Here is a 19,398-nt window from a genome sequence, read left to right on the forward strand (position 1 = left end):
TGAATGCCCTAAAATCGGTATTTCATCTGCTTCTCTGATCATCGCAATTCACTCAAAATTAATTAAAAAAATTTAAAAAAGGCATTGACAATAAAGAATTTTGGTATTAAAATACCTAAATAGAGGGAGGTGAAAAAATTATAAATCTTTTTGGTATATCAGAAATGCTTTCCTTAGCTTTTCATAGCATGGTATTAATTGCTTCTACTAATGAAAAGGAATATTTAAATGTAAAAGATATTGCAATTAAATTAAATGCTTCTGAAGCCCATCTTGCAAAGGTAATGCAAAGGTTATCAAAATTTGGCCTTCTGCGTTCAGTGAGAGGACCAAAGGGAGGCTTTACCCTCGCAAAGGGTCCTGATGAGATTACTTTATATGATATATTTGAGGCTGTGGAAGGACCTTTGTCTGAAAATCCATGTCCTATGGGCTATGACAAAAAGTGTTATTTTAAATCGTGTATATTTGGGGGTATATTTGGAAAATTGAGCAGTGAATTTTTAATGTTTCTTAAAAGTAAAAAATTAAGCGATTATATAGGGGAAATAAAATAAAAAAATTAAGGAGTGATATTATGTCAATGTTTTGCTTTCAATGTCAGGAAACTGCCAAAAATCAAGGTTGCACCGTAAGAGGGGTGTGCGGAAAATCGGAAGATACTGCAAAACTACAGGACTTACTTATCTATACTTTAAAAGGTATTGCTTACGTAAATCAAAAAGCGCGAGAAAAAGGCTTGGCAGAAGAAAAGATTGATAAATTCATGATTGAAAGTCTGTTTTCTACGCTAACAAATGTAAACTTTGACGAAGAGTATTTTGTTTTGGCTATAAAAAAGGCTCTTGCTTTAAGGGAAGAAATAAAATCAAGGCTGAATTTGGATGACCAAAACCTCCCCGATGCTTCTACATGGACTGGCAGCACAAGAATAGAATTTATAAAAAAAGCGGATAATGTTGGAGTTCTATCTGAAGAAAATGAGGATATTAGGTCTTTAAAAGAGCTATTGACTTACGGTGTTAAGGGGATTGCAGCATACGCTTTCCATGCTTACGTCCTTGGATTTAAAAATGAAGAAATTTTTAAGTTTATAGAAAAAGCTTTGTCAGAAATTCTAAGAAAAGATATTTCTCCTGATGAACTCTTTTCCCTTGTAATAGAATGCGGAAAATATGCTGTAGAAACCCTCTCCCTGCTTGATAAAGCCAATACTTCTACTTACGGAAACCCTGAAATAACAAAGGTAAATATTGGAGTAAGAAATAATCCCGGCATCTTAGTTTCCGGCCATGATTTGAAAGACTTAGAAGAACTCTTAAAGCAGACGATGGGAACCGGGATAGATGTTTATACCCATGGAGAAATGCTACCTGCCCATTATTACCCTGCTTTTAAGAAGTACCCTCATTTTGCAGGAAATTACGGCAATTCCTGGTGGTTGCAGGATAAGGAATTTGAAAGCTTTAACGGACCTATTTTAATGACTACCAACTGCTTAATACCGCCAAAGGAAAGCTATAAAGATAGGCTTTACACTACCAATGTAGTAGGATTTGAAGGAGTAAAGCATATACCCATAGGGCCAGACGGTAAAAAGGATTTTTCTGAAATCATCGAGCATGCAAAAAGGTGCAAACCTCCAGTAGAAATTGAAAAAGGAGAAATAATAGGCGGATTTGCCCATAACCAGGTTCTTGCCCTTGCTGATAAAGTGGTAGAAGCGGTAAAATCCGGTGCTATTAAGAAATTTGTGGTAATGGCGGGATGCGATGGAAGGTTTAAGAGCAGAGAATACTACACCGAATTTGCAAAGGCACTTCCCAAAGATACTGTAATCTTAACTGCTGGATGCGCAAAATACAGGTACAATAAACTTAATTTAGGCGATATAAATGGCATACCGCGAGTTTTAGATGCTGGACAGTGTAACGACTCTTACTCCTTAGCGGTTATAGCCTTAAAGCTAAAAGAAGTTTTTGGATTAAACGATATAAATGAACTTCCAATAGTCTACAATATTGCTTGGTATGAACAGAAAGCTGTTGCAGTACTCTTGGCACTTCTTTACTTAGGTGTAAAGAATATACACCTTGGGCCTACGCTTCCCGCATTTTTATCACCGGGTGTTGCAAAAGTGCTTGTAGAAAAATTCAATATCGGCGGTATTACTGATGTGGAAAACGATATAAAGGTTTTAATAGGGTAATAAGAAAAGAGGAAGGGATAAAAATTCCCTTCCTTAATTTTTATCAATAAAATTCGATAAAATAATAAAAGTTTTTGTGGGAAAATATATATGCTATAATAAAATAAATAAAAAGGGAGAAAGGGAAAAAGGTATATATGATCAATTTTTTGATGCCCGATATTTTTATAAAGGATATTTATGAATTGGATTTTGAAATATTGAAAGAAAAAAACATTAAGGGTATACTTATAGACCTTGACAATACCCTCTTGCCCTGGAACTCTTCTAATATTGATGAAAAACTCACTCAATGGCTTTTGAATGCCAAACAAATGGGATTTAAATTCTGCATTATTTCTAATAACAGGGCAAGCAGGATAAAGGAATGTGCAAAAAAATTAGGGATACCTGCGGTAGAGGGTATAGCATTCAAACCTGCAAAAGGAGTATTTATTAAAGGAATGAAAATATTGGGGACATCACGGGAAGAAACTGCAGTAATCGGCGATCAGTTATTTACGGATATATTGGGAGCAAAAAGGATGGGGCTTTTTGCTATTTTAGTAAGGCCGTTGGCAGAGAAAGAATTATTTTTTACAAAATTTATGAGGAGATTAGAATCGAGGGTTTTAGAAAGATTTTATAGAAAAAAAGAAAAATAAATAAAAAGATGTAATAAAATATCGAAAAATGAAGGATTTATTTATAAAATGTTGAATATAAGAATAATAATTATTCGAAGGATTTTGGGGGGCTAAAATGGCAAAAAGCAGAAAGCGACTTGGAGATATCTTATTGGAAGAAAAACTGATAACGCCAGATCAGCTAAGCAGAGCTTTGGAAATACAAAAAAAGACAGGCGAAAGATTAGGAGAGATTTTAATAAAACAGGGTTTTATAACAGAAGAAGAAATGGTAGAAGTGCTGCAGTATCAACTCGGTATACCGAGAATAAATTTGCATAAATACCTTATTGAACCGGAAATAGTAAAACTTTTGCCCGAATCCATTGCGAGAAAATACATGATCTTCCCCGTTAAAATAGAAAATAATACATTAACCCTTGCTGTAAATGACCCTTTTAATATTATAGCAATAGATGATGTAAAAATGCTGACTGGCTTAAATGTGGAAATAGTTTTAGCAACAAAGTCTGAAATAGAAAAAGCAATAGACAATTATTATTCTTCAAAAGAGATTATTCAAAAAGTATTACAAGAAGTAAAAAGTGAACTTGGTACAGCAGATGATGAAGCAATAGGTATAATAGATATCCCCGAAGAAGAAACTGCTCCTGTAATAAGGCTTATTAATACTATTATTCATCAAGCAGTAAAAGAAAATGCAAGCGACATACATATTGAGCCACAGGAGAAGAACATACGAGTCCGATTTAGAATAGATGGAGAATTATATGAAGTTATACGGTGGCCTAAAAACTTACTTCCTTCTGTGCTTACAAGGATAAAAATCTTGGCTGGTATGGACATTACCCAGCGTAGATTGCCTCAGGATGGGCATCTTGAGCTTCAAATTGAAAGCAGCAATATCGATATAAGGGTTTCAACCCTTCCTACGGTGCACGGTGAAAAAATAGTTCTGAGGATCTTTAACAGGAAGCATACCCTTTTAGGACTTGAAGAACTTGGGTTTAATAATGAACAAATAATAATCATTGAAAAAATGCTTAAGATTCCTTACGGAATGATACTTGTAACTGGTCCAACGGGAAGCGGAAAGACAACAACCCTTTATTCTATGTTAAATAAGATTAATAATCCTACTAAAAATATTATTACCTTAGAGGATCCTGTCGAATATCTTTTACAAGGGATAAATCAGGTTCAGATAAATCCTAAAACCGGATTTTCTTTTGCAAACGGATTGAGGTCGATTTTGAGGCAGGACCCTGATATAATAATGGTAGGAGAAATAAGGGATGCGGAAACAGCAGATATAGCGGTAAGGGCAGCGCTTACAGGGCATCTTGTTTTTTCTACATTGCACACCAACAATGCTATTGGAACTATTACAAGGCTCCTTGATATGGGGCTTGAACCCTATCTTGTTGCTTCGTGCTTAGTGGGGATTATTGCTCAAAGGCTTGTAAGGAAAAATTGCCCATACTGCAAGGAGGAGTACGAGGCTTTGCCTCATGAGAGGGCCTTTTTTGAAGGGCAGGAAAAATTAATTTTATATAAAAGCAGGGGATGTAATTTTTGCAGCAATACGGGTTTTAAGGGAAGGACCGTATTAGCTGAAATACTTACCGTAAATGCGGAACTTAGGGAATTAATCGCAAAAAAAGCCTCGACAAAAGAAATAGCAGTAAAAAGCACCGAAATGGGGTTTAAACCCATGAAAGAGGTTGGATTTGAGATGGTAAAACGGGGAATAACTACTTTGGATGAAATATTAAAAGTACTTTATTCGGAAGAGGATTGAGAATGGGAAAGGAAAGATTGCTCAAAATCTTGGAAAATGCTTTGCTTAAAAGAGCTTCAGATGTTCATATTTCTGTAAACCTTCCTCCCATTTTGAGGGTAAACGGTGAACTTGTTGCATTATCCGGTGAAGAAATCTTTACGGTTTCTGAATTAGAAGAAATTGTATTAAATGTTTTAAAAACAGAGCAGATTCAAAAATTTAGGGAAAATGGAGAAATCGATTTTGCTTACTCTATCCACGGCTTGGGAAGATTCAGGGTGAATTTATTCATGCAAAGGGGGACTCCTGCTTTTGCCATTAGGATTATACCTGATAGGATCCCATCCTTTGAAGAACTTCAAATACCTCCTATTTTGAAAAAGTTTGCATTGCTGGAAAAGGGCTTAATTATAGTTACGGGTCCGACCGGCAGCGGAAAGTCAACTACTCTTGCGGCCATAATAGATTTTATAAACAGTCAAAAAAACTGCCATATCGTAACTATTGAGGATCCTATTGAATACCTTCATAGACACAATAAAAGCATTATTCATCAAAGGGAAGTGGGAGAGGATACTAAATCCTTTGATAGAGCTTTAATTTCAGCTTTAAGAGAAGATCCCGATGTAATAATGATAGGCGAAATGCGAGACCTAAATACAATGGCATCTGCTATTACTGCGGCAGAGACTGGACATTTGGTGATGTCAACCTTACATACCTCAAGCGCTATAGGAGCAATAGAAAGGATCGTTGATATATTCCCTCCTCATCAACAAAACCAAATAAGGGTTCAGCTCTCTGACATATTGGCCTGTGTTATTGCTCAGAGGCTTTTACCGAGGGCTGATGGGAAAGGGAGGATTGCAGCCTTTGAGATACTTGTTGCAACTCCTGCAGTAAAAAATTTAATAAGGGAAGGCAAGACACACCAGCTTTTATCAGCGATGCAGACCGGTGCAAAATTCGGTATGCAGACGATGGAACAGTCCCTTCAAAAGCTTTTAGAAGGGGGCTTAATATCTAAAGAGGTTTTTGAAAACTACCTCAGAGAATACAGCCTTGTTCAGTAGGTGAAACAAATGGATACATTTTATTATAAGGGAGTTAGCTTTCAGGGAGATGTAGTTGAAGGATTTTTTGATTGCAACGACAAAAGCGATGTCGCAGATATGCTGAAAAAAAAGGGTTACATTCCCGTAAGGATTGAAAAAAGAAAAAACAAAAGCCTTGTTGATTCATTAAGGTTATTGACTTCTAGAATCGGTTACAAGGATTTTGCTGTTTTTTGCAGGCAATTTGCCATAATGCTGGAAGCTGGCATACCTGTAATAGAATGTTTAAGCATTATATCACAGCAGACACCAAACCCCGTCTTTAAAAAGACTTTAGAAAAAATGGTGTATGATTTAAAAAGAGGGCTTACATTAGCTGAGGCTTTTAAAAACGAAAGTAATATATTCCCTGAAATTCTCATCAGTATGGTTGAAGCGGGTGAAGTAAGCGGTAGGCTCGATGAGGTGCTAAAAAAACTTTCAGTTTACTTCGAAAATTTATCAAAACAGAGGGAAAAAATAAAAAACTCTTTAACCTATCCTATAGTACTCAGTATAGTCGCCTTTTTTGTGGTAGTTTTTTTAATGAACAGTGTAATCCCTACTTTTGTCAGCCTTTTTTCAGAAGCAAAGGCTGAGCTTCCTTTTACGACAAGGGTGCTTTTATTAATCAGTCAAAAATTTAATACCATTTTGATAATAATATTGCTTTTTGTAATTTTAGTTATAGCTTTATATTATAAATTGATGGAAAATCCACAAATTGCCTATAAGATGGATTATTATAAACTTAACCTTCCCATTATTGGGAGGTTTATAAGAAAAGGGCTTACAGCAAATTTTGCAAGCACTTTGGCAATACTTATCGCAAGCGGTATCCCAATATTAAAATCCTTAGAGGTAGTAGAAAGAGTAATACAAAATAGGGTTTTTGAGAAAGATTTAGAAAAGGCAAGGGAAGATTTGCGGAAGGGTAAAAGTTTATATGAGGCTTTGGAAAGAAGTGAGCTTCCCATGATGCTTAAAAAAATGATAGGCGTTGGAGAAGAAGCAGGTGCTTTGGAAGATATGCTTTCAAGAACTGCAGGATTTTTTGAAAATGAAATGGAATTTGAAAGGGAAAGGCTTTTAAGCTTAATTGAACCTATAATGATAGTATCATTGGCTTTGATAGTGGGTTTTATAGTAGTTGCCATAGTAATGCCAATTTTTACTATTTACAGTTTTTATTAAAAATAATAATCTATAAATTGGAAAGAAAGGGGGTGCACGGGGGGCATGCTTTTAAGGATTAAAAAGATATTAAAAGATAAAAAAGGCTTTACATTGATTGAATTGATTGTGGTAATAGCAATTTTGGGTATTTTAGCTACGATTGCGGTACCGAATGTTAAAAAAACTTTAGAAAATGCAGAAGAAAAGACTATAGAATTTAATACTGTGCAAATTCAAAATGCTGTTGAAAGATATTATGCGGAAAATGGAAAATATCCAACAAATTTTAGTGAATTACAAAATTACATTAATAATTATGCTGAAATAGATTCGAAATATAATATAAGCATTGATAGTAGTACTGGTAAGGTTACAATTACTAAAAAACAACAATAAATATTAACTAAAATTTATAAAAATCGACTGTGTATTTATTCAACATGATTTATATTTTAAATTCAAATATATATTCTTTCTAATTATTTTGGTTTGTTAAAAATATTTAAAAGTTTTCAATAAAGAATTGTTTTATAAAATTACCCCCGGAGGGATATAATGCTGTTTTCTTTTATCTTAGGAGCTATAATAGGAAGTTTCATCAATGTGGTAGTATACAGGCTACCACGAAATATGTCCATAATATATCCCTCCTCTCACTGCCCTTTTTGCAAAAAAAGGCTTAGGTTTTACGAACTTATCCCTATTTTGAGCTTTTTATTTCAAAAGGGGCGCTGCAGAAGTTGTAAGGCTAAAATTCCGGAAAGGTATTTTTTAATTGAGATAATAAACGCATTATTATTTTTATTTTTGTTTAATAAATTTGGTTTTAATATTCATTTTTTAAAATATGCTCTATTTATAAGCTTGTTAGTTATTGTATCCTTTATTGATTTGGAGCATTATATAATTTCAAATGAGGTTGTTTTATTTGGGGTTATTGCAGGAATTTTATTTTCACTTTTGGAAAAAAATTTTCTGACCTATCTTTTAGGCGCAATTTTAGGCCTTTTTGTTATGACTTTAATTTACCTTTTTTCTCGCGGCGGTATGGGGGCAGGGGATGTAAAGCTTGCCTTTTTAATAGGGCTTTTTGTCGGAAAAAAGCTTATTTTACTTTCGCTTTTAATTTCCTTTGTCGTTGGAGCTTTTATTGGAATATTATTAATATTAAGTAAAATAAAAAACAGAAAGGACCATATTCCCTTTGGGCCTTTTTTGAGTTTAGGTGCGGTTTTTTCTATTTTTTATGGTGAAGAAATTTTAAATTATTACATTAATACGTTTTTAATGTAGTGGTGGAATGAGATTTAAATGATTAAAAGCATACCTTCTAAATCTTATGGTTTTACATTAATAGAATTAATTGTTGTGATAGGAATTATAGGGATTTTAGCTACTTTTGCTATTCCAAAATTTGAAACTACGGTTGATAATTTTAAACTAAGTATTGCCTGTGAACAGATTGCAAGGCATATATTGATTGCAAGGGAACGAGCGGTATCTGAAAGCAAAACTATTAGGATTGTATTTGACTTGGATTCAAAGAACAGCTATCAGGTATTAAATTCAATTCAGGGTATAAAGTATACCCTCCCTTCAGGTATTACATTTTGTTACACCAACTTTCCGAGCAACACTGTAGAATTTTATCCTTCTGGTGTACCTTCGCAAGGTGGCACTATTGCAATAAAGGGGAAATCTAAAACTTTATATGTAATTGTAACTCCTGTTACTGCAAGGGTAAGGATAAGCGATTCACCGCCGGCTAATTAAATGTAAGTTTTTAAAAAGAGGTTTTATATATGAAAGGTTACACCCTTATAGAAGTAGTTTTATCGGTTGCCCTGTTGGCTTTGATTTTTATCCCCAGTTTTATGCTGCTAAATGACAATTTATTAACGGAAAGGGTAAGTGAAGATAGGACGATTTATACCCATTTGGCTGAGCAAAAAATGGAAGAATTAGTTTCTAAAAGTTTCGGCGAGCTTTATGCTAAAATTCCCTCTAATTCTAATATATATGAGGAGGAAGAAAGGGATTTAAGTTATAATGGATATATGTTTAACAGAAAAATAAAAATTATTGCACAAAATTCCGGCCTAATCAAGTTGATTGTAACGGTTGAAGGGAAAAATGATAAAGGCGGGTCGGTTACGATTGCGACTTTTAAAGGAAAATTTAATTGAAATTAAAAAAAGTAGAAAAGGATTTACATTGATAGAGCTTGTTTTAACCCTTGCCATTATGAGTTTAATTGTGGTTACTGTCTTGAGCGCTTATAAAGGGACTGTTTCAACCTACGGCGTTATTTTGAAAAAAAGCGACAGCATTTTAAACGCAAGGACTGTTTTAAACAGGATTATAGAAGATGTAAAATATGCTAAGGAAGTAAATTTATTGGACGAAGAGGGGACCGGAAGTGGAAATTTTAAAAAAATAGAAATCGTATTTATTAATTCTCAGGGGCAAAGGGAAAGCGTTTATTATTATTTTAATTCAGGCAATAAGACTCTTTATAGAGAAAGCAATAATGTTTCAAATCCTGTTGCGCAGGTCGAAGACCTAAGTTTTTCATGGGAAGATAAAAATATCGGTAAAATAAAAATTTATATAAAGGTGAAATACAACGATTTGGAATATACTTTTACTTCCTATTCCACTCCTTTGTTCTTTTTGGTCAATTAAAATTTATATATTGAGAGGATGATTGAATGAAGGAGTTAAAATTAAAGAATTTTATGGAAGACGTGGTTTTTCAAATATTAGATGAAATTTTAATGGAAAAAAAGGATTTTTGTAGCTGTGAAAGGTGTAAAATGGATATTGCCGCGATAGCCTTGAATCACCTTCCTCCAAAATATACCGTTACGGAGTCGGGTGAAGTTTTTACTAAGGTGGAGCTTTTGAGCCAGCAATTTAGGGCAGATGCTTTAGTTGAAATTTTAAAGGCTATTGAGATAGTATCAAGGAAACCGCATCACTGATGAGGTGTTAAGATGTTCAAAAAAAAGACAAAAATTGGCATCGATATAGGCAGTGCATTTATTAAAGCTGTTGAAGCCTTTAAAACAAAAAATGGAATTTATATAAAGGAATTTATGAAAGTAGAAAAAAAAGATGATGAAGAAGATATACTTTCCCTTTTAAAGGATATTAGATTGAAAATGGGCAAGAAGAACGTGGTATTTGGGCTTCCTTCAAAGCACATTGTCTATAGGAATATTTCCCTTCCTAAAATGAATTCTAAAGAATTAAAGGAAGCCGTTTATTGGGAAGCTCAAGATTTTAGCATGGTTATTAAGGACGATTTTACTTTTGATTATGAAATAATTTCAGAAAACGACCAAAATGCACAAATTCTCTTAGCAGCAGCATCAACAGCAGTGATAAAAGAATATATTAAAATATTTGAAAAAGCGGGATTTTTTGTGGAAGCAGTTGATGTATATCCTTTAGCGGTTAGCCGGGTATTTAAAGAAAAATTTAAAGAGGAAGTTATAGTTATACTGGATTTAGGCCAGAGCCACAGTGAGGCAGCTATTTTAGAAAATGGTATGCTTTTTTTTAGTAAAACCTTTAATTTTTCAGTTTCCTCAGAAAGATCTAAGATAGTAGAATTTATTCAAGAATTTACAAGATTCATAGATTATTACTCCATTCAAAGAAAGGGTAAACAGGTAGAGAAAATTGTGTTAATTGGTGGAGGAAGCAAGGTTTCTTATATAGCAGGAATGTTATTTGAAAATTTGAGTTCTGAAATCATTTTTGCGAGGGATTTGAAACCAGAGGAGTTAAAAGTTTACGCATTGAAAAATGCATCCTTTTTTGATTTATCGGATTACTGCAATGCCTTAGGGTTTGCAATGAGGGGATAAAATGAGCAAGCTAAACTTGATTCCGCAGGAGATACTTTTAAAAAGGAGAAATAAAAGAAAATTATTGGTTACTTCTTTTTGCATAGGAGTAGTAGTACTTGTTCTGCTTTATTTTTTTGTTACTTTTTTTGCGAATATCTTTTTCTTAGAAAGGGATATAGCACTTTATCAAGATAAAATACTAAGAATACAAAACCAGTTGGGTGAGGAAAAGGATTTTCAAAGGGAATTAAATGATTTAAGGAAAAGGGAAGCAATATATTTAAGTTTAATTAAAGGCAAAACCTATTTTTCAGATTTAATTTCTAAAATTGAAGGTCAAAAATCTGGTGATATTGTTTTAACTTCAATTATTCTAAAAGACACAAAAAATGTTGGCATTGTCGGTTTTAGCTCTTCATTGCTTTCCTGTTCAAACTATATAAATAAATTGAAAGCTATTGATAAAATAAAAGATATATTTTTAAATCACATCCGCTTCGATACTTCAAGAAATGTATATTATTTTGAATTGAATGTGATTTTAAAGTAATAATTTGACAGGGTGAAAAAATGAGACCAATAAAATTTTTTTTTAAGATAAATTCAAAACTTTCACGGAGGGAGAAAAATCTTCTTCTTTTACTTTTTATAGTTCTTATTTTTTATATTATTATGAATATTTTTATACCTTTACTTCAAAACTATAAACAAAAGCAGGAAAAGTTGATGTCATTGAGGGAAGAATATAAAAAAATGGTAGATTATTATAATGATTTAATGCGAGAAAAAAAATATATGGGAGAATTTAAAAAGAAAAAAGAAGAGGTATTAAATATACTTCCTGATAATGGTGATTTAGAAAATATTATAGAAAGTATTGATTTATTGTCGGCTAAAAATAATGTTAAAATTTTGATGATAAAACCTGAAGGAGAAAATACGGGAGAAAAAGGTGAAAAATATGCATCTTTTTTTATTCAGATAGAAGGAAGTAAAAAAGATTTATATTCTTTTATTTCGGATTTTGAAAACCAAAAGAGGTTGACCTTTATAGACAGCTTTGTAATAAACTTTAATAATGAGAATCTTGGAAGTGTTGAATTGAAAGTTAGATACGTTTATTACTAAATTTTTACTCTATTTTTTCATAAATTATAATGTTTTAAAGAAATCCTATTCAATATTAGTTAAATATGGTAATATAAATTTGATTATAATTTTAATTTAAAAATTTGGAAGGGAGGGAAAAAGTGAGCAATATCCGCATTGAAAAGCTTCGCAGTGCATTAAAGAAAAAAAATTTAAATTCTGCTGTTATTTTTAAACCCGAAAACATATACTATCTTTGTGGTTATACCGGTGAAGGTTTTATTTTGATTACTGAAAATAAAATTTACATATTTACTGATTTTAGATACGTAGAACAGGCAAAGAAGGAAAGTCCGTATAGTGAAATAGTGGAGTATAAGCCGGGAATTTCACCTTATAACCTTCTTTCAGAGGTTTTAAAAGAAAATAACATATATAATACAGGAATCGAAGAAAATATAATTACTTTAAAGAATTTCGAGGATTTAAAGCAAAATTTGGAAGGCATAGAAATTGGTAGAATCGGCGGTGTGGTAGAGAAAATAAGAATGATAAAGGATGAAGAGGAAATTGAAAATATAAAAACAGCTCAAAAGATTGCGGACATGGCGTTTATATATATATTGGACTTTATAAAACCGGGGATATCGGAGAAAGAAATAGCTATTGAATTGGAATTTTTCATTAAGAAAAATGGCGCTGAAGGTCTATCTTTTCCAACGATTGTTGCAAGCGGTGAAAGGGCTTCTTTGCCTCACGGAGAACCCACTGAAAGAAAATTAAAGACAGGGGATTTTGTAACATTAGATTTTGGGGCAAAATTTAAGCACTACTGTTCAGATATGACAAGGACGGTATTCTTGGGCAAACCCAATGAAGAACAGATAAAGATTTATAGAATAGTTAGGGAAGCACAGGAGAAAGCATTGGAATACATAAAGCCGGGTGTTCTGGGTAAGGATGTTGACAAGGTTTCAAGGGATATCATTGAAAGTGAAGGCTTTGGCCCAAATTTTGGACATGGTTTAGGGCACGGAGTTGGAATTGAGATACACGAAGAACCGAAGCTGTCCAAACTTGGTGAAGAAGAATTAAAGCCTGGTATGGTTATTACCGTAGAACCGGGAATATATGTCGAAAATTTTGGTGGTGTAAGAATTGAAGATTTGGTAGTTGTTACTGAGCAGGGTATAAAGAACTTGACAAAATCCAGTAAGGATTTGATAATTTTATAATGTTATATTCTTTTAATGAAAATACTAAGAATGGAGGTATCTAAATATGATTTCAACGAATGACTTAAGGCCCGGGGTAACGGTTGAAATTGATGGAGAAGTTTATGTTGTTGTTGAATTCCAGCACGTAAAGCCAGGTAAAGGGGCGGCTTTCGTAAGGACGAAGATTAAAAATGTAAAAACTGGGCAGGTCTTTGAAAGAAACTTTCGCGCAGGTGAAAAATTGAACAGGGCTATTTTAGAAAGAAAAACTATGCAGTATTTATACGAGACAGATGGTACATACTATTTTATGGACACACAAACTTATGAACAAATACCTTTAACCAAAGAACAGTTGGGTGATGCACTGAAGTTTTTAAAGGAAAACTTGGAAGTAATGGTTGTTTTCTATGAGGGGAAAGCCATTGGTATTGAGCTTCCTACATTTGTTGAACTTAAGGTTGTAGAAACGGAGCCCGGATTTAGAGGTGATACTGCAACGGGTGGTTCAAAGCCTGCTACCCTTGAAACAGGTGCTGTAGTGCAGGTTCCGCTTTTTGTTGAAATAGGCGATGTAATAAGGATTGATACCAGAACGGGTGAATATTTAAGCCGAGTTTAATTTCAAAGGAGGATTTATATGAGTGATTTGAAGGCTAAAGTATCCTATGTAAAAGGTCTTGCGGATGGCTTAGGACTAGAGGATTCGAAGGAAAAAAGATTACTTTTGGAAGTCATAAATTTACTTGAAGAAATTGCTAATGAAATCGATGAAGTAAGGGCTTTCTCTGAGGCCACGCAGGAGTATGTTGAAAGTATTGACGAGGATTTAGGAAGATTAGAAGAAGAGCTTTATGGAGATTTAGATTACGAAGAGGATGAAGACGATGAAGATTATTTATACGATGAGGAAGAGGAAGACGAAGATGAAGAAGATGACGAGGATTATGATGAAATAGATTTTGACGAAAACGATTTAGTAGAAATAGAATGCCCTAATTGCCGTGAAACTATATACATTGACAAAAGCCTTTTGGATAACAACGAAGTTACCGAATGTCCTAACTGCAAAACAGAAATAAATCTTAATTTTGAAGAAGATAGTAAGGAACAGGAAGATTAAGGAGGGTGTGAATACCCTCTTTTTTTTATTTATTTTTCTTTTTTAAAGTCATATTACCCCTTTTTTTCAAATATAAATTTATAACAAGGGGGGACAAGGTTTGTACAAAGAAAACTTTTTCAGGTTATTTGAAAAAGATATTTTGCCGATATTACCTATAAATATAAGAGGAATAATGCAGAAAATAAAAGACGAAAAGTTAGCGGAACTTGAAGAGATAAGACTTCGCACAGGTAAACCACTAACATTGATTTTTACTGAAAATGATTTTTTTGTTACATTCGAAGGATTTTTAACTCAAAATCCAGCAATAGCCTATAAGGTAACTGAAGAAGATGCTTTAAGGTTGCTTTCTCTGATAAGTCAAAATTCTATATATGCAGTAGAAGAAGAAATAAAAAATGGTTATCTGACACTTAAAGGCGGCCACAGGATAGGATTGGTTGGGAAAGCTGTAGTAGAAAATGGGAAAATAAAAACATTAAAGCACATTTCAGGTTTTAACATTCGCATAGCGAGGGAGGTAATCGGTGCAGCAGACAAGGTTTTGCCCTTTATTATAGATAAAGATGGCCAGATATTAAACACTTTGATATTATCGCCACCAAAGGCAGGAAAGACTACGCTTTTAAGGGATCTAATAAGGCAGATTAGCAATGGAAATCCAAAGTTGAATTTAAGAGGATTTAAAGTGGGTGTAGTAGATGAACGTTCCGAGATTGCAAGCTGTTTTGAGGGGATACCTCAGAAGGATGTAGGTTTAAGGACCGATGTACTGGATGCATGTCCAAAAGCTTTAGGGATTATGATGCTTTTAAGATCTATGTCTCCTGAAATAATAGCAACCGACGAAATAGGAAGACCCGAGGATGTGACTGCAATAGAAGAAGCTATTAATGCGGGTGTAAAACTTATTGCTACTGCTCATGGCAAGGATATTGAAGATGTAAAAAAAAGACCTATTCTAAGAGAGATTGTTGAAAGAGGAATTTTTGATAGGTATGTAATTTTGGGCTTTACAAAAGGGGCTGGGACCTTGGAAAAGGTTTTGGATGAAAATTGTGAATTGATATTTAATGGTGTTTTGATGAAAAGGGGGTATTTGAATGTTGTTTAAAGTTTTAGGAGGAATTCTGATTCTTGCTTCTTCATCTTCCATAGGATTTATAATAGCAAATTATTATAATGAACGGCCAAAATTATTAAGACAATTACAAAATGCTCTTTCAATGCTGGAAACCGAAATAAATTTTTCAAATTCTCCATTACCGGAGGCTTTACGCAATGTAGCATTAAGGTGTGACAAAGATGTAGCTTTCCTTTTTTCAAAAACGAGAGAGTATATAAATTCAATGGACGGTTTTACTGCATCAGAGGCTTGGGAAAAGGCTTTAAAATCTTATTCTAAGGCTAAATCCTTAAATGAAACGGATTTTGATATACTTTATGCTTTCGGTAAATATTTGGGAACGTCCGATAGAGAAGACCAGATAAATAAATTGAAGCTTGTCATTTCCCAATTAAAATCTCAAGAAGTGAAAGCGGAAGAGGATAAAGATAAAAATGAAAGGGTATGGAAATATTTAGGGGTCATGACAGGACTTTTAATAGTTCTTTTATTATTGTAGTTAGGGGGAAAAAGTATGGAAGTAAATATTTTATTTAAAATTGCTGCTATTGGCATAGTTATTTCAATAATTAATAGTGTTTTAATAAGATCGGGCCGAGAGGAACAAGCCCAATTTACAACACTTGCAGGTGTTATTTTAGTACTTTTAATGATTATACCCTTACTTACTCGATTGTTTTCTAATATAAAAACCATGTTTCAAATATATTATTAATTTTTTCTTGAAGGGGTGTATTGATGGAAATTATAAAAATAGTCGGAATAGGTATCGTTTGCGCAATATTTATAGTCCTTTTAAATAAAGATAGGCAAGAGATTGCAATACAGCTTTCTATAGTAGCAGGAATAGTCATATTTTTAATGGTTTTAAATAAAATAGGTTCGGTTATAGATGTTTTAAGCGAGTTAGCATCAAAATCCAATATTCAGTCCTTTTATTTTAATACTATTTTAAAAATAATAGGAATTACATATATAGCAGAGTTTGGTGCACAAATTTGTAGAGATTATGGTTCTACCTCAATAGCATCAAAAATTGAGTTTGCGGCAAAAGCAATAATAATGTACCTTTCAATTCCAATAATTTTTGCCGTGGTTCAGACTCTTTTTAAGATACTTCCTTAAGAAGGAGGGTCTCTTTGAGAAAAAAGATTTTAATGATATTGATATTCATATTATTTTTTTACACGGTCAGTATTAACAAACCTAATATTTGCTTTGCAGATATAACCGATGAAGTAGAAAGCCAATTGAAAGATATGGAATTAGATAGGATAAATTCTTTTTTAGAGGAAATTGAAAGAGAATACAAAGATTATATGCCTTCCTTTGGTTTAAATTTCATGTTGGATTTTGTCAAAGGAAAAAGCAGATTTGATGTAAAAAGTTTTTTTATCGGGCTTTTAGAATACCTTTTTAAAGAGATAAAAGCCAATTATAACCTTCTTGCAAAACTCATAGCTATGGCTGTAGTTTTTGCAGTTTTGAAAAATATGGAGTTAAATTTTGAAAATAAAAATATAAGTAATTTAGCACATAGTGTAATTTATATGGTTTTGATAATAATTGCGGTTCAGAGTTTTTATGTAGCATTATCAGCAGGAAAACAAGCAATAGAAAAAATGGTTTCTTTTATGCAGTCCCTTTTGCCCGTTATGATGTCCTTGCTGTTAGCAGTAGGCGGAAAGGTATCAACAGCTGTTTTACACCCTTACATATTTGCGGCAATAACCGCTTCAAGCACTTGGATAAAAGATATTATACTACCAATTGTAGTTTTAATTGCGATTTTAAATATAGTTAATAATATTTCGGAAAGTTTTCACGTTTCACAATTGGCAGTCCTTTTAAAACAAGTGATGATACTATTAATTGGTTTATTCCTATGCGTTTTTTTAGGAACCATAGTGGTAACCGGAGCAGCATCTTCAGCAGTTGATGGGATTTTTATCAGAACCATGAAATTTGCTTCTAAAAATTTAATTCCTATTGTAGGTGGAGTATTTGCGGATACGGTAGATACAGTTATCGGGTGTTCTTTGATTATAAAGAATATGTTGAGCTTGGCAGGGCTTATTGTAGTGATTATTATTACAGCCTTTCCTATATTAAAAATATTTTCCATAGTGTTTATTTATAGAATTGCTGCAGCTGTTATCCAGCCTCTTGGAGAAAAATCATTGGTAAAAAGTTTGGAAGATATTGCAAATAGTTTAGTATTGGTAATTATTTGTATTGCTTCGGTATCCATAATGTTTTTTATAGCTATAACAGTAATTTTATCTGCGGGTAATACTGCCACAATGATGAGGTGAAATAATGGAGTCTTTAGTAGCTTGGGTAAAACAGATAATTATTATAGTTATGTTTTCTGTATTTATAGATTTTTTCATACCGAGTGGTAGTTTTTCAAGATATGTAAAGGTAGTTATAGGAATGCTGATAGTTTTAGCTTTATTGAATCCCGTTATAATGTTTTTAGATAGAAATATGATTTATGATCAGAATTATTTTAACGTTAAAAGTTTCTTGGACAGAAGGGATGCAGCAGATTTATACCAACTCTCCAAAAGCGAAGAAGCAAAAAGAAATGTAGTAAAAAATTACAAAAATGAATTGGAAAGTATAATAGAATACCAAATCAAAAAGTTGACAGATTATGAAGTTGACAGGATTACAGTGGAAGTAGAAGATAAGGAAAATAAAAACTTTGGGGAAATTAAAACAATAAATTTAGAAATAAAAAATAAAGGTAAAATTGCTGAGCAAAAAATTAAGAAGGTCTCGGTGGATTTGAGTAAAAATAACGAAAGTGAAGAAAGTGATGAAAGTATAAAAAATTTAATTGAGGTTTTAAGCAATATTTATAATATCCCCAAAGAAAACATAAATATAGAGCTGGAGGGATCCTGATGAAAAATTTTATAAAGGAAGATTTTATAAAGGAAGATAAGTTAATAAATTTAGTATTTAACAATAAAATTATTATTTTTCTCTTCATATTAGGAATTTTTCTCATGACGTTCGGGGGTTTTTTTTTAAAAAAGGAAAATAATTCTGTTGGGGGGCAAAAAAGTGTTATAGAAAATGTAGTGACTGAGGATTATCAAAAAAATATAGAGAAAAAATTAGAAGAAGTATTAAGCAGGGTAGAAGGTGTAGGGAAGGTAAAGGTTATGATTACCTTTGGAAGCGAGGAAGAAGTAGAACCGGCTTTCAATACGGTGGAAGGAGAAACCGTTACCGAAGAAAAAGATAATGAAGGAGGGATGAGGACAGTTACTGAAAGAGAAGTAAATAAACAAGTTGTTTTAGTGAATAAGGAAAATAAAAGTGAGGCCTTAATTGTAAAAAAAGTTATACCTGAAATAAAAGGAGTATTAATTGTAGCTGAAGGAGGAGAATCTTCAGAAATTGTAGATAGGTTGACTAAAGCTGCATCAACCCTTTTGAATATTCCGGTATATAAAATTAATATTCTTCCTTATGTAAAAAATTAAAAGAGGGGGGAAGACAAATGACGTTTTTGCTAACAAGAAAAAGAATAATAGTAAGCGTTTTATTGATTTTATTAGTTTTTTCAGTTTATTTAATGGTAAAAAACGATTATCCCAAGCTCTCTTATATAAGAACAGATAAAAATGAAAAGAATACGGTGCAAATAGTGAATAAAAATGGATTGGAAAAAAATTTCTTTATTGATTACAGGCTGGAAAGGGATAGGTTGAGAAGCCAGGAAGCAGATTATTTAAGAGAAATCATTAACAATCCCAATGCGAGCAAAGAATCAAAAGAGAAAGCACAAAAGGATTTAATTGCCCTTGCTCAGAAGATAGAAAAAGAAATGATGATGGAGAATTTAATAAAAGCAAAAGGTTTTGAAGACTCGGTAGTGTTGCTCGCTGAAAATTCCGCAAATGTTGTTGTAAAATCCAGCGGCTTGCAGACTAAGGAAGTAGCTCAAATTACCGATATAGTGACGAGGATCACAGGTCTTCCCATTGATAAGATTACGATAGTAGAGAGAAAATAAAAAATATTGATAGTGTAAAATATTTTTAGGTCAAAAAGGAGGAAAAAGCAGAAAAAATGTAG

The 19,398-nt window shown here is 32.9% G+C and carries 26 protein-coding genes; all 26 read left to right on the forward strand.

Going from position 1 to position 19,398, the window contains the following annotated elements; translation table 11 throughout:
- Positions 1-164: 164 nt before the first annotated feature.
- The 26 genes from ACPLVF_RS10700 to ACPLVF_RS10825 all read left to right on the forward strand — a co-directional run bounded on the left by ACPLVF_RS10700 (position 165) and on the right by ACPLVF_RS10825 (position 19,336).
- On the forward strand, positions 165-557 hold the full coding sequence (locus ACPLVF_RS10700) for an RrF2 family transcriptional regulator (RefSeq protein ID WP_424907825.1): 393 nt from the start codon (positions 165-167) through the stop codon (positions 555-557).
- Positions 558-577: 20 nt separating this feature from the next.
- Positions 578-2,209, forward strand: a complete 1,632-nt coding sequence (gene hcp / locus ACPLVF_RS10705) for a hydroxylamine reductase (protein ID WP_424907826.1) — start codon at positions 578-580, stop codon at positions 2,207-2,209.
- A gap of 137 nt (positions 2,210-2,346) precedes the next feature.
- On the forward strand, positions 2,347-2,853 hold the full coding sequence (locus ACPLVF_RS10710) for a YqeG family HAD IIIA-type phosphatase (protein ID WP_424907827.1): 507 nt from the start codon (positions 2,347-2,349) through the stop codon (positions 2,851-2,853).
- A gap of 97 nt (positions 2,854-2,950) precedes the next feature.
- Positions 2,951-4,636: a GspE/PulE family protein gene (locus ACPLVF_RS10715; RefSeq protein ID WP_424907828.1), complete on the forward strand. Its 1,686-nt coding sequence runs from the start codon at positions 2,951-2,953 to the stop codon at positions 4,634-4,636.
- Positions 4,637-4,638: 2 nt separating this feature from the next.
- A complete protein-coding gene (locus ACPLVF_RS10720; protein ID WP_424907829.1) occupies positions 4,639-5,691 on the forward strand; it encodes a type IV pilus twitching motility protein PilT in 1,053 nt (350 codons plus the stop codon).
- A gap of 9 nt (positions 5,692-5,700) precedes the next feature.
- Positions 5,701-6,906, forward strand: a complete 1,206-nt coding sequence (locus ACPLVF_RS10725) for a type II secretion system F family protein (RefSeq protein ID WP_424907830.1) — start codon at positions 5,701-5,703, stop codon at positions 6,904-6,906.
- Between the two features lie 45 nt (positions 6,907-6,951).
- Positions 6,952-7,284 (forward strand): type IV pilin protein, encoded by a 333-nt coding sequence (locus ACPLVF_RS10730; protein ID WP_424907831.1) that lies wholly within the window; start codon positions 6,952-6,954, stop codon positions 7,282-7,284.
- A gap of 159 nt (positions 7,285-7,443) precedes the next feature.
- Complete coding sequence (locus ACPLVF_RS10735; protein ID WP_424907832.1) at positions 7,444-8,181, forward strand: prepilin peptidase; 738 nt, start codon at positions 7,444-7,446, stop codon at positions 8,179-8,181.
- An 18-nt stretch (positions 8,182-8,199) separates the two neighbouring features.
- Complete coding sequence (locus ACPLVF_RS10740; protein ID WP_424907833.1) at positions 8,200-8,661, forward strand: GspH/FimT family pseudopilin; 462 nt, start codon at positions 8,200-8,202, stop codon at positions 8,659-8,661.
- Between the two features lie 29 nt (positions 8,662-8,690).
- Entirely contained in the window at positions 8,691-9,074 is a 384-nt protein-coding gene (locus tag ACPLVF_RS10745; protein WP_424907834.1) for a type IV pilus modification PilV family protein, read from the forward strand.
- Positions 9,046-9,573: a PilW family protein gene (locus tag ACPLVF_RS10750; protein WP_424907835.1), complete on the forward strand. Its 528-nt coding sequence runs from the start codon at positions 9,046-9,048 to the stop codon at positions 9,571-9,573. The genes ACPLVF_RS10745 and ACPLVF_RS10750 overlap by 29 nt, the downstream gene beginning before the upstream one ends.
- A 26-nt stretch (positions 9,574-9,599) precedes the next feature.
- Positions 9,600-9,872: a late competence development ComFB family protein gene (locus ACPLVF_RS10755; RefSeq protein ID WP_424907836.1), complete on the forward strand. Its 273-nt coding sequence runs from the start codon at positions 9,600-9,602 to the stop codon at positions 9,870-9,872.
- Positions 9,873-9,884: 12 nt separating this feature from the next.
- A complete protein-coding gene (gene pilM / locus ACPLVF_RS10760; protein ID WP_424907837.1) occupies positions 9,885-10,763 on the forward strand; it encodes a type IV pilus biogenesis protein PilM in 879 nt (292 codons plus the stop codon).
- Position 10,764: 1 nt separating this feature from the next.
- Complete coding sequence (locus ACPLVF_RS10765) at positions 10,765-11,295, forward strand: PilN domain-containing protein (protein ID WP_424907838.1); 531 nt, start codon at positions 10,765-10,767, stop codon at positions 11,293-11,295.
- A gap of 122 nt (positions 11,296-11,417) precedes the next feature.
- Positions 11,418-11,873 (forward strand): type 4a pilus biogenesis protein PilO, encoded by a 456-nt coding sequence (gene pilO, locus ACPLVF_RS10770; protein ID WP_424907850.1) that lies wholly within the window; start codon positions 11,418-11,420, stop codon positions 11,871-11,873.
- Between the two features lie 122 nt (positions 11,874-11,995).
- Positions 11,996-13,069, forward strand: a complete 1,074-nt coding sequence (locus ACPLVF_RS10775) for a M24 family metallopeptidase (protein ID WP_424907839.1) — start codon at positions 11,996-11,998, stop codon at positions 13,067-13,069.
- 46 nt (positions 13,070-13,115) lie between these two features.
- Positions 13,116-13,673, forward strand: coding sequence for an elongation factor P (efp, locus tag ACPLVF_RS10780; protein WP_424907840.1), 558 nt, complete (start codon positions 13,116-13,118; stop codon positions 13,671-13,673).
- Between the two features lie 18 nt (positions 13,674-13,691).
- Entirely contained in the window at positions 13,692-14,174 is a 483-nt protein-coding gene (locus tag ACPLVF_RS10785) for a CD1247 N-terminal domain-containing protein (RefSeq protein WP_424907841.1), read from the forward strand.
- A 100-nt stretch (positions 14,175-14,274) separates the two neighbouring features.
- A complete protein-coding gene (gene spoIIIAA / locus ACPLVF_RS10790; RefSeq protein ID WP_424907842.1) occupies positions 14,275-15,291 on the forward strand; it encodes a stage III sporulation protein AA in 1,017 nt (338 codons plus the stop codon).
- A complete protein-coding gene (gene spoIIIAB, locus ACPLVF_RS10795; RefSeq protein ID WP_424907843.1) occupies positions 15,281-15,802 on the forward strand; it encodes a stage III sporulation protein SpoIIIAB in 522 nt (173 codons plus the stop codon). The genes spoIIIAA and spoIIIAB overlap by 11 nt, the downstream gene beginning before the upstream one ends.
- A gap of 15 nt (positions 15,803-15,817) precedes the next feature.
- Positions 15,818-16,018, forward strand: a complete 201-nt coding sequence (gene spoIIIAC, locus ACPLVF_RS10800) for a stage III sporulation protein AC (protein ID WP_424907844.1) — start codon at positions 15,818-15,820, stop codon at positions 16,016-16,018.
- A 23-nt stretch (positions 16,019-16,041) separates the two neighbouring features.
- Positions 16,042-16,428: a stage III sporulation protein AD gene (gene spoIIIAD / locus ACPLVF_RS10805; RefSeq protein ID WP_424907845.1), complete on the forward strand. Its 387-nt coding sequence runs from the start codon at positions 16,042-16,044 to the stop codon at positions 16,426-16,428.
- Between the two features lie 14 nt (positions 16,429-16,442).
- Positions 16,443-17,618: a stage III sporulation protein AE gene (spoIIIAE, locus tag ACPLVF_RS10810; protein WP_424907846.1), complete on the forward strand. Its 1,176-nt coding sequence runs from the start codon at positions 16,443-16,445 to the stop codon at positions 17,616-17,618.
- Positions 17,619-17,622: 4 nt separating this feature from the next.
- Positions 17,623-18,216 carry a stage III sporulation protein AF gene (gene spoIIIAF, locus ACPLVF_RS10815; protein ID WP_424907847.1) on the forward strand — a complete coding sequence of 198 codons (594 nt, stop codon included), beginning with the start codon at positions 17,623-17,625 and terminating at the stop codon, positions 18,214-18,216.
- Complete coding sequence (locus tag ACPLVF_RS10820) at positions 18,216-18,803, forward strand: stage III sporulation protein AG (RefSeq protein WP_424907848.1); 588 nt, start codon at positions 18,216-18,218, stop codon at positions 18,801-18,803. The genes spoIIIAF and ACPLVF_RS10820 overlap by 1 nt, the downstream gene beginning before the upstream one ends.
- Before the next feature lie 17 nt (positions 18,804-18,820).
- Complete coding sequence (locus ACPLVF_RS10825; RefSeq protein WP_424907849.1) at positions 18,821-19,336, forward strand: SpoIIIAH-like family protein; 516 nt, start codon at positions 18,821-18,823, stop codon at positions 19,334-19,336.
- Positions 19,337-19,398: the final 62 nt, after the last annotated feature.

Source organism: Thermovenabulum sp. (assembly GCF_049701175.1).
Classification (GTDB): Bacteria; Bacillota; Thermosediminibacteria; order Thermosediminibacterales; family Thermosediminibacteraceae; genus Thermovenabulum.

Excerpts from the sequence above, each read along its gene's own strand:
- ACPLVF_RS10700 (WP_424907825.1), top strand. The coding sequence starts at position 165 with ATGCTTTCCTTAGCTTTTCATAGCATGGTATTAATTGCTTCTACTAAT.
- hcp (WP_424907826.1), top strand. The coding sequence starts at position 578 with ATGTCAATGTTTTGCTTTCAATGTCAGGAAACTGCCAAAAATCAAGGT.
- ACPLVF_RS10710 (WP_424907827.1), top strand. The coding sequence starts at position 2,347 with ATGATCAATTTTTTGATGCCCGATATTTTTATAAAGGATATTTATGAA.
- ACPLVF_RS10715 (WP_424907828.1), top strand. The coding sequence starts at position 2,951 with ATGGCAAAAAGCAGAAAGCGACTTGGAGATATCTTATTGGAAGAAAAA.
- ACPLVF_RS10720 (WP_424907829.1), top strand. The coding sequence starts at position 4,639 with ATGGGAAAGGAAAGATTGCTCAAAATCTTGGAAAATGCTTTGCTTAAA.
- ACPLVF_RS10725 (WP_424907830.1), top strand. The coding sequence starts at position 5,701 with ATGGATACATTTTATTATAAGGGAGTTAGCTTTCAGGGAGATGTAGTT.
- ACPLVF_RS10730 (WP_424907831.1), top strand. The coding sequence starts at position 6,952 with ATGCTTTTAAGGATTAAAAAGATATTAAAAGATAAAAAAGGCTTTACA.
- ACPLVF_RS10735 (WP_424907832.1), top strand. The coding sequence starts at position 7,444 with ATGCTGTTTTCTTTTATCTTAGGAGCTATAATAGGAAGTTTCATCAAT.
- ACPLVF_RS10740 (WP_424907833.1), top strand. The coding sequence starts at position 8,200 with ATGATTAAAAGCATACCTTCTAAATCTTATGGTTTTACATTAATAGAA.
- ACPLVF_RS10745 (WP_424907834.1), top strand. The coding sequence starts at position 8,691 with ATGAAAGGTTACACCCTTATAGAAGTAGTTTTATCGGTTGCCCTGTTG.
- ACPLVF_RS10755 (WP_424907836.1), top strand. The coding sequence starts at position 9,600 with ATGAAGGAGTTAAAATTAAAGAATTTTATGGAAGACGTGGTTTTTCAA.
- pilM (WP_424907837.1), top strand. The coding sequence starts at position 9,885 with ATGTTCAAAAAAAAGACAAAAATTGGCATCGATATAGGCAGTGCATTT.
- ACPLVF_RS10765 (WP_424907838.1), top strand. The coding sequence starts at position 10,765 with ATGAGCAAGCTAAACTTGATTCCGCAGGAGATACTTTTAAAAAGGAGA.
- pilO (WP_424907850.1), top strand. The coding sequence starts at position 11,418 with ATGAATATTTTTATACCTTTACTTCAAAACTATAAACAAAAGCAGGAA.
- efp (WP_424907840.1), top strand. The coding sequence starts at position 13,116 with ATGATTTCAACGAATGACTTAAGGCCCGGGGTAACGGTTGAAATTGAT.
- ACPLVF_RS10785 (WP_424907841.1), top strand. The coding sequence starts at position 13,692 with ATGAGTGATTTGAAGGCTAAAGTATCCTATGTAAAAGGTCTTGCGGAT.
- spoIIIAB (WP_424907843.1), top strand. The coding sequence starts at position 15,281 with ATGTTGTTTAAAGTTTTAGGAGGAATTCTGATTCTTGCTTCTTCATCT.
- spoIIIAC (WP_424907844.1), top strand. The coding sequence starts at position 15,818 with ATGGAAGTAAATATTTTATTTAAAATTGCTGCTATTGGCATAGTTATT.
- spoIIIAD (WP_424907845.1), top strand. The coding sequence starts at position 16,042 with ATGGAAATTATAAAAATAGTCGGAATAGGTATCGTTTGCGCAATATTT.
- spoIIIAF (WP_424907847.1), top strand. The coding sequence starts at position 17,623 with ATGGAGTCTTTAGTAGCTTGGGTAAAACAGATAATTATTATAGTTATG.
- ACPLVF_RS10820 (WP_424907848.1), top strand. The coding sequence starts at position 18,216 with ATGAAAAATTTTATAAAGGAAGATTTTATAAAGGAAGATAAGTTAATA.
- ACPLVF_RS10825 (WP_424907849.1), top strand. The coding sequence starts at position 18,821 with ATGACGTTTTTGCTAACAAGAAAAAGAATAATAGTAAGCGTTTTATTG.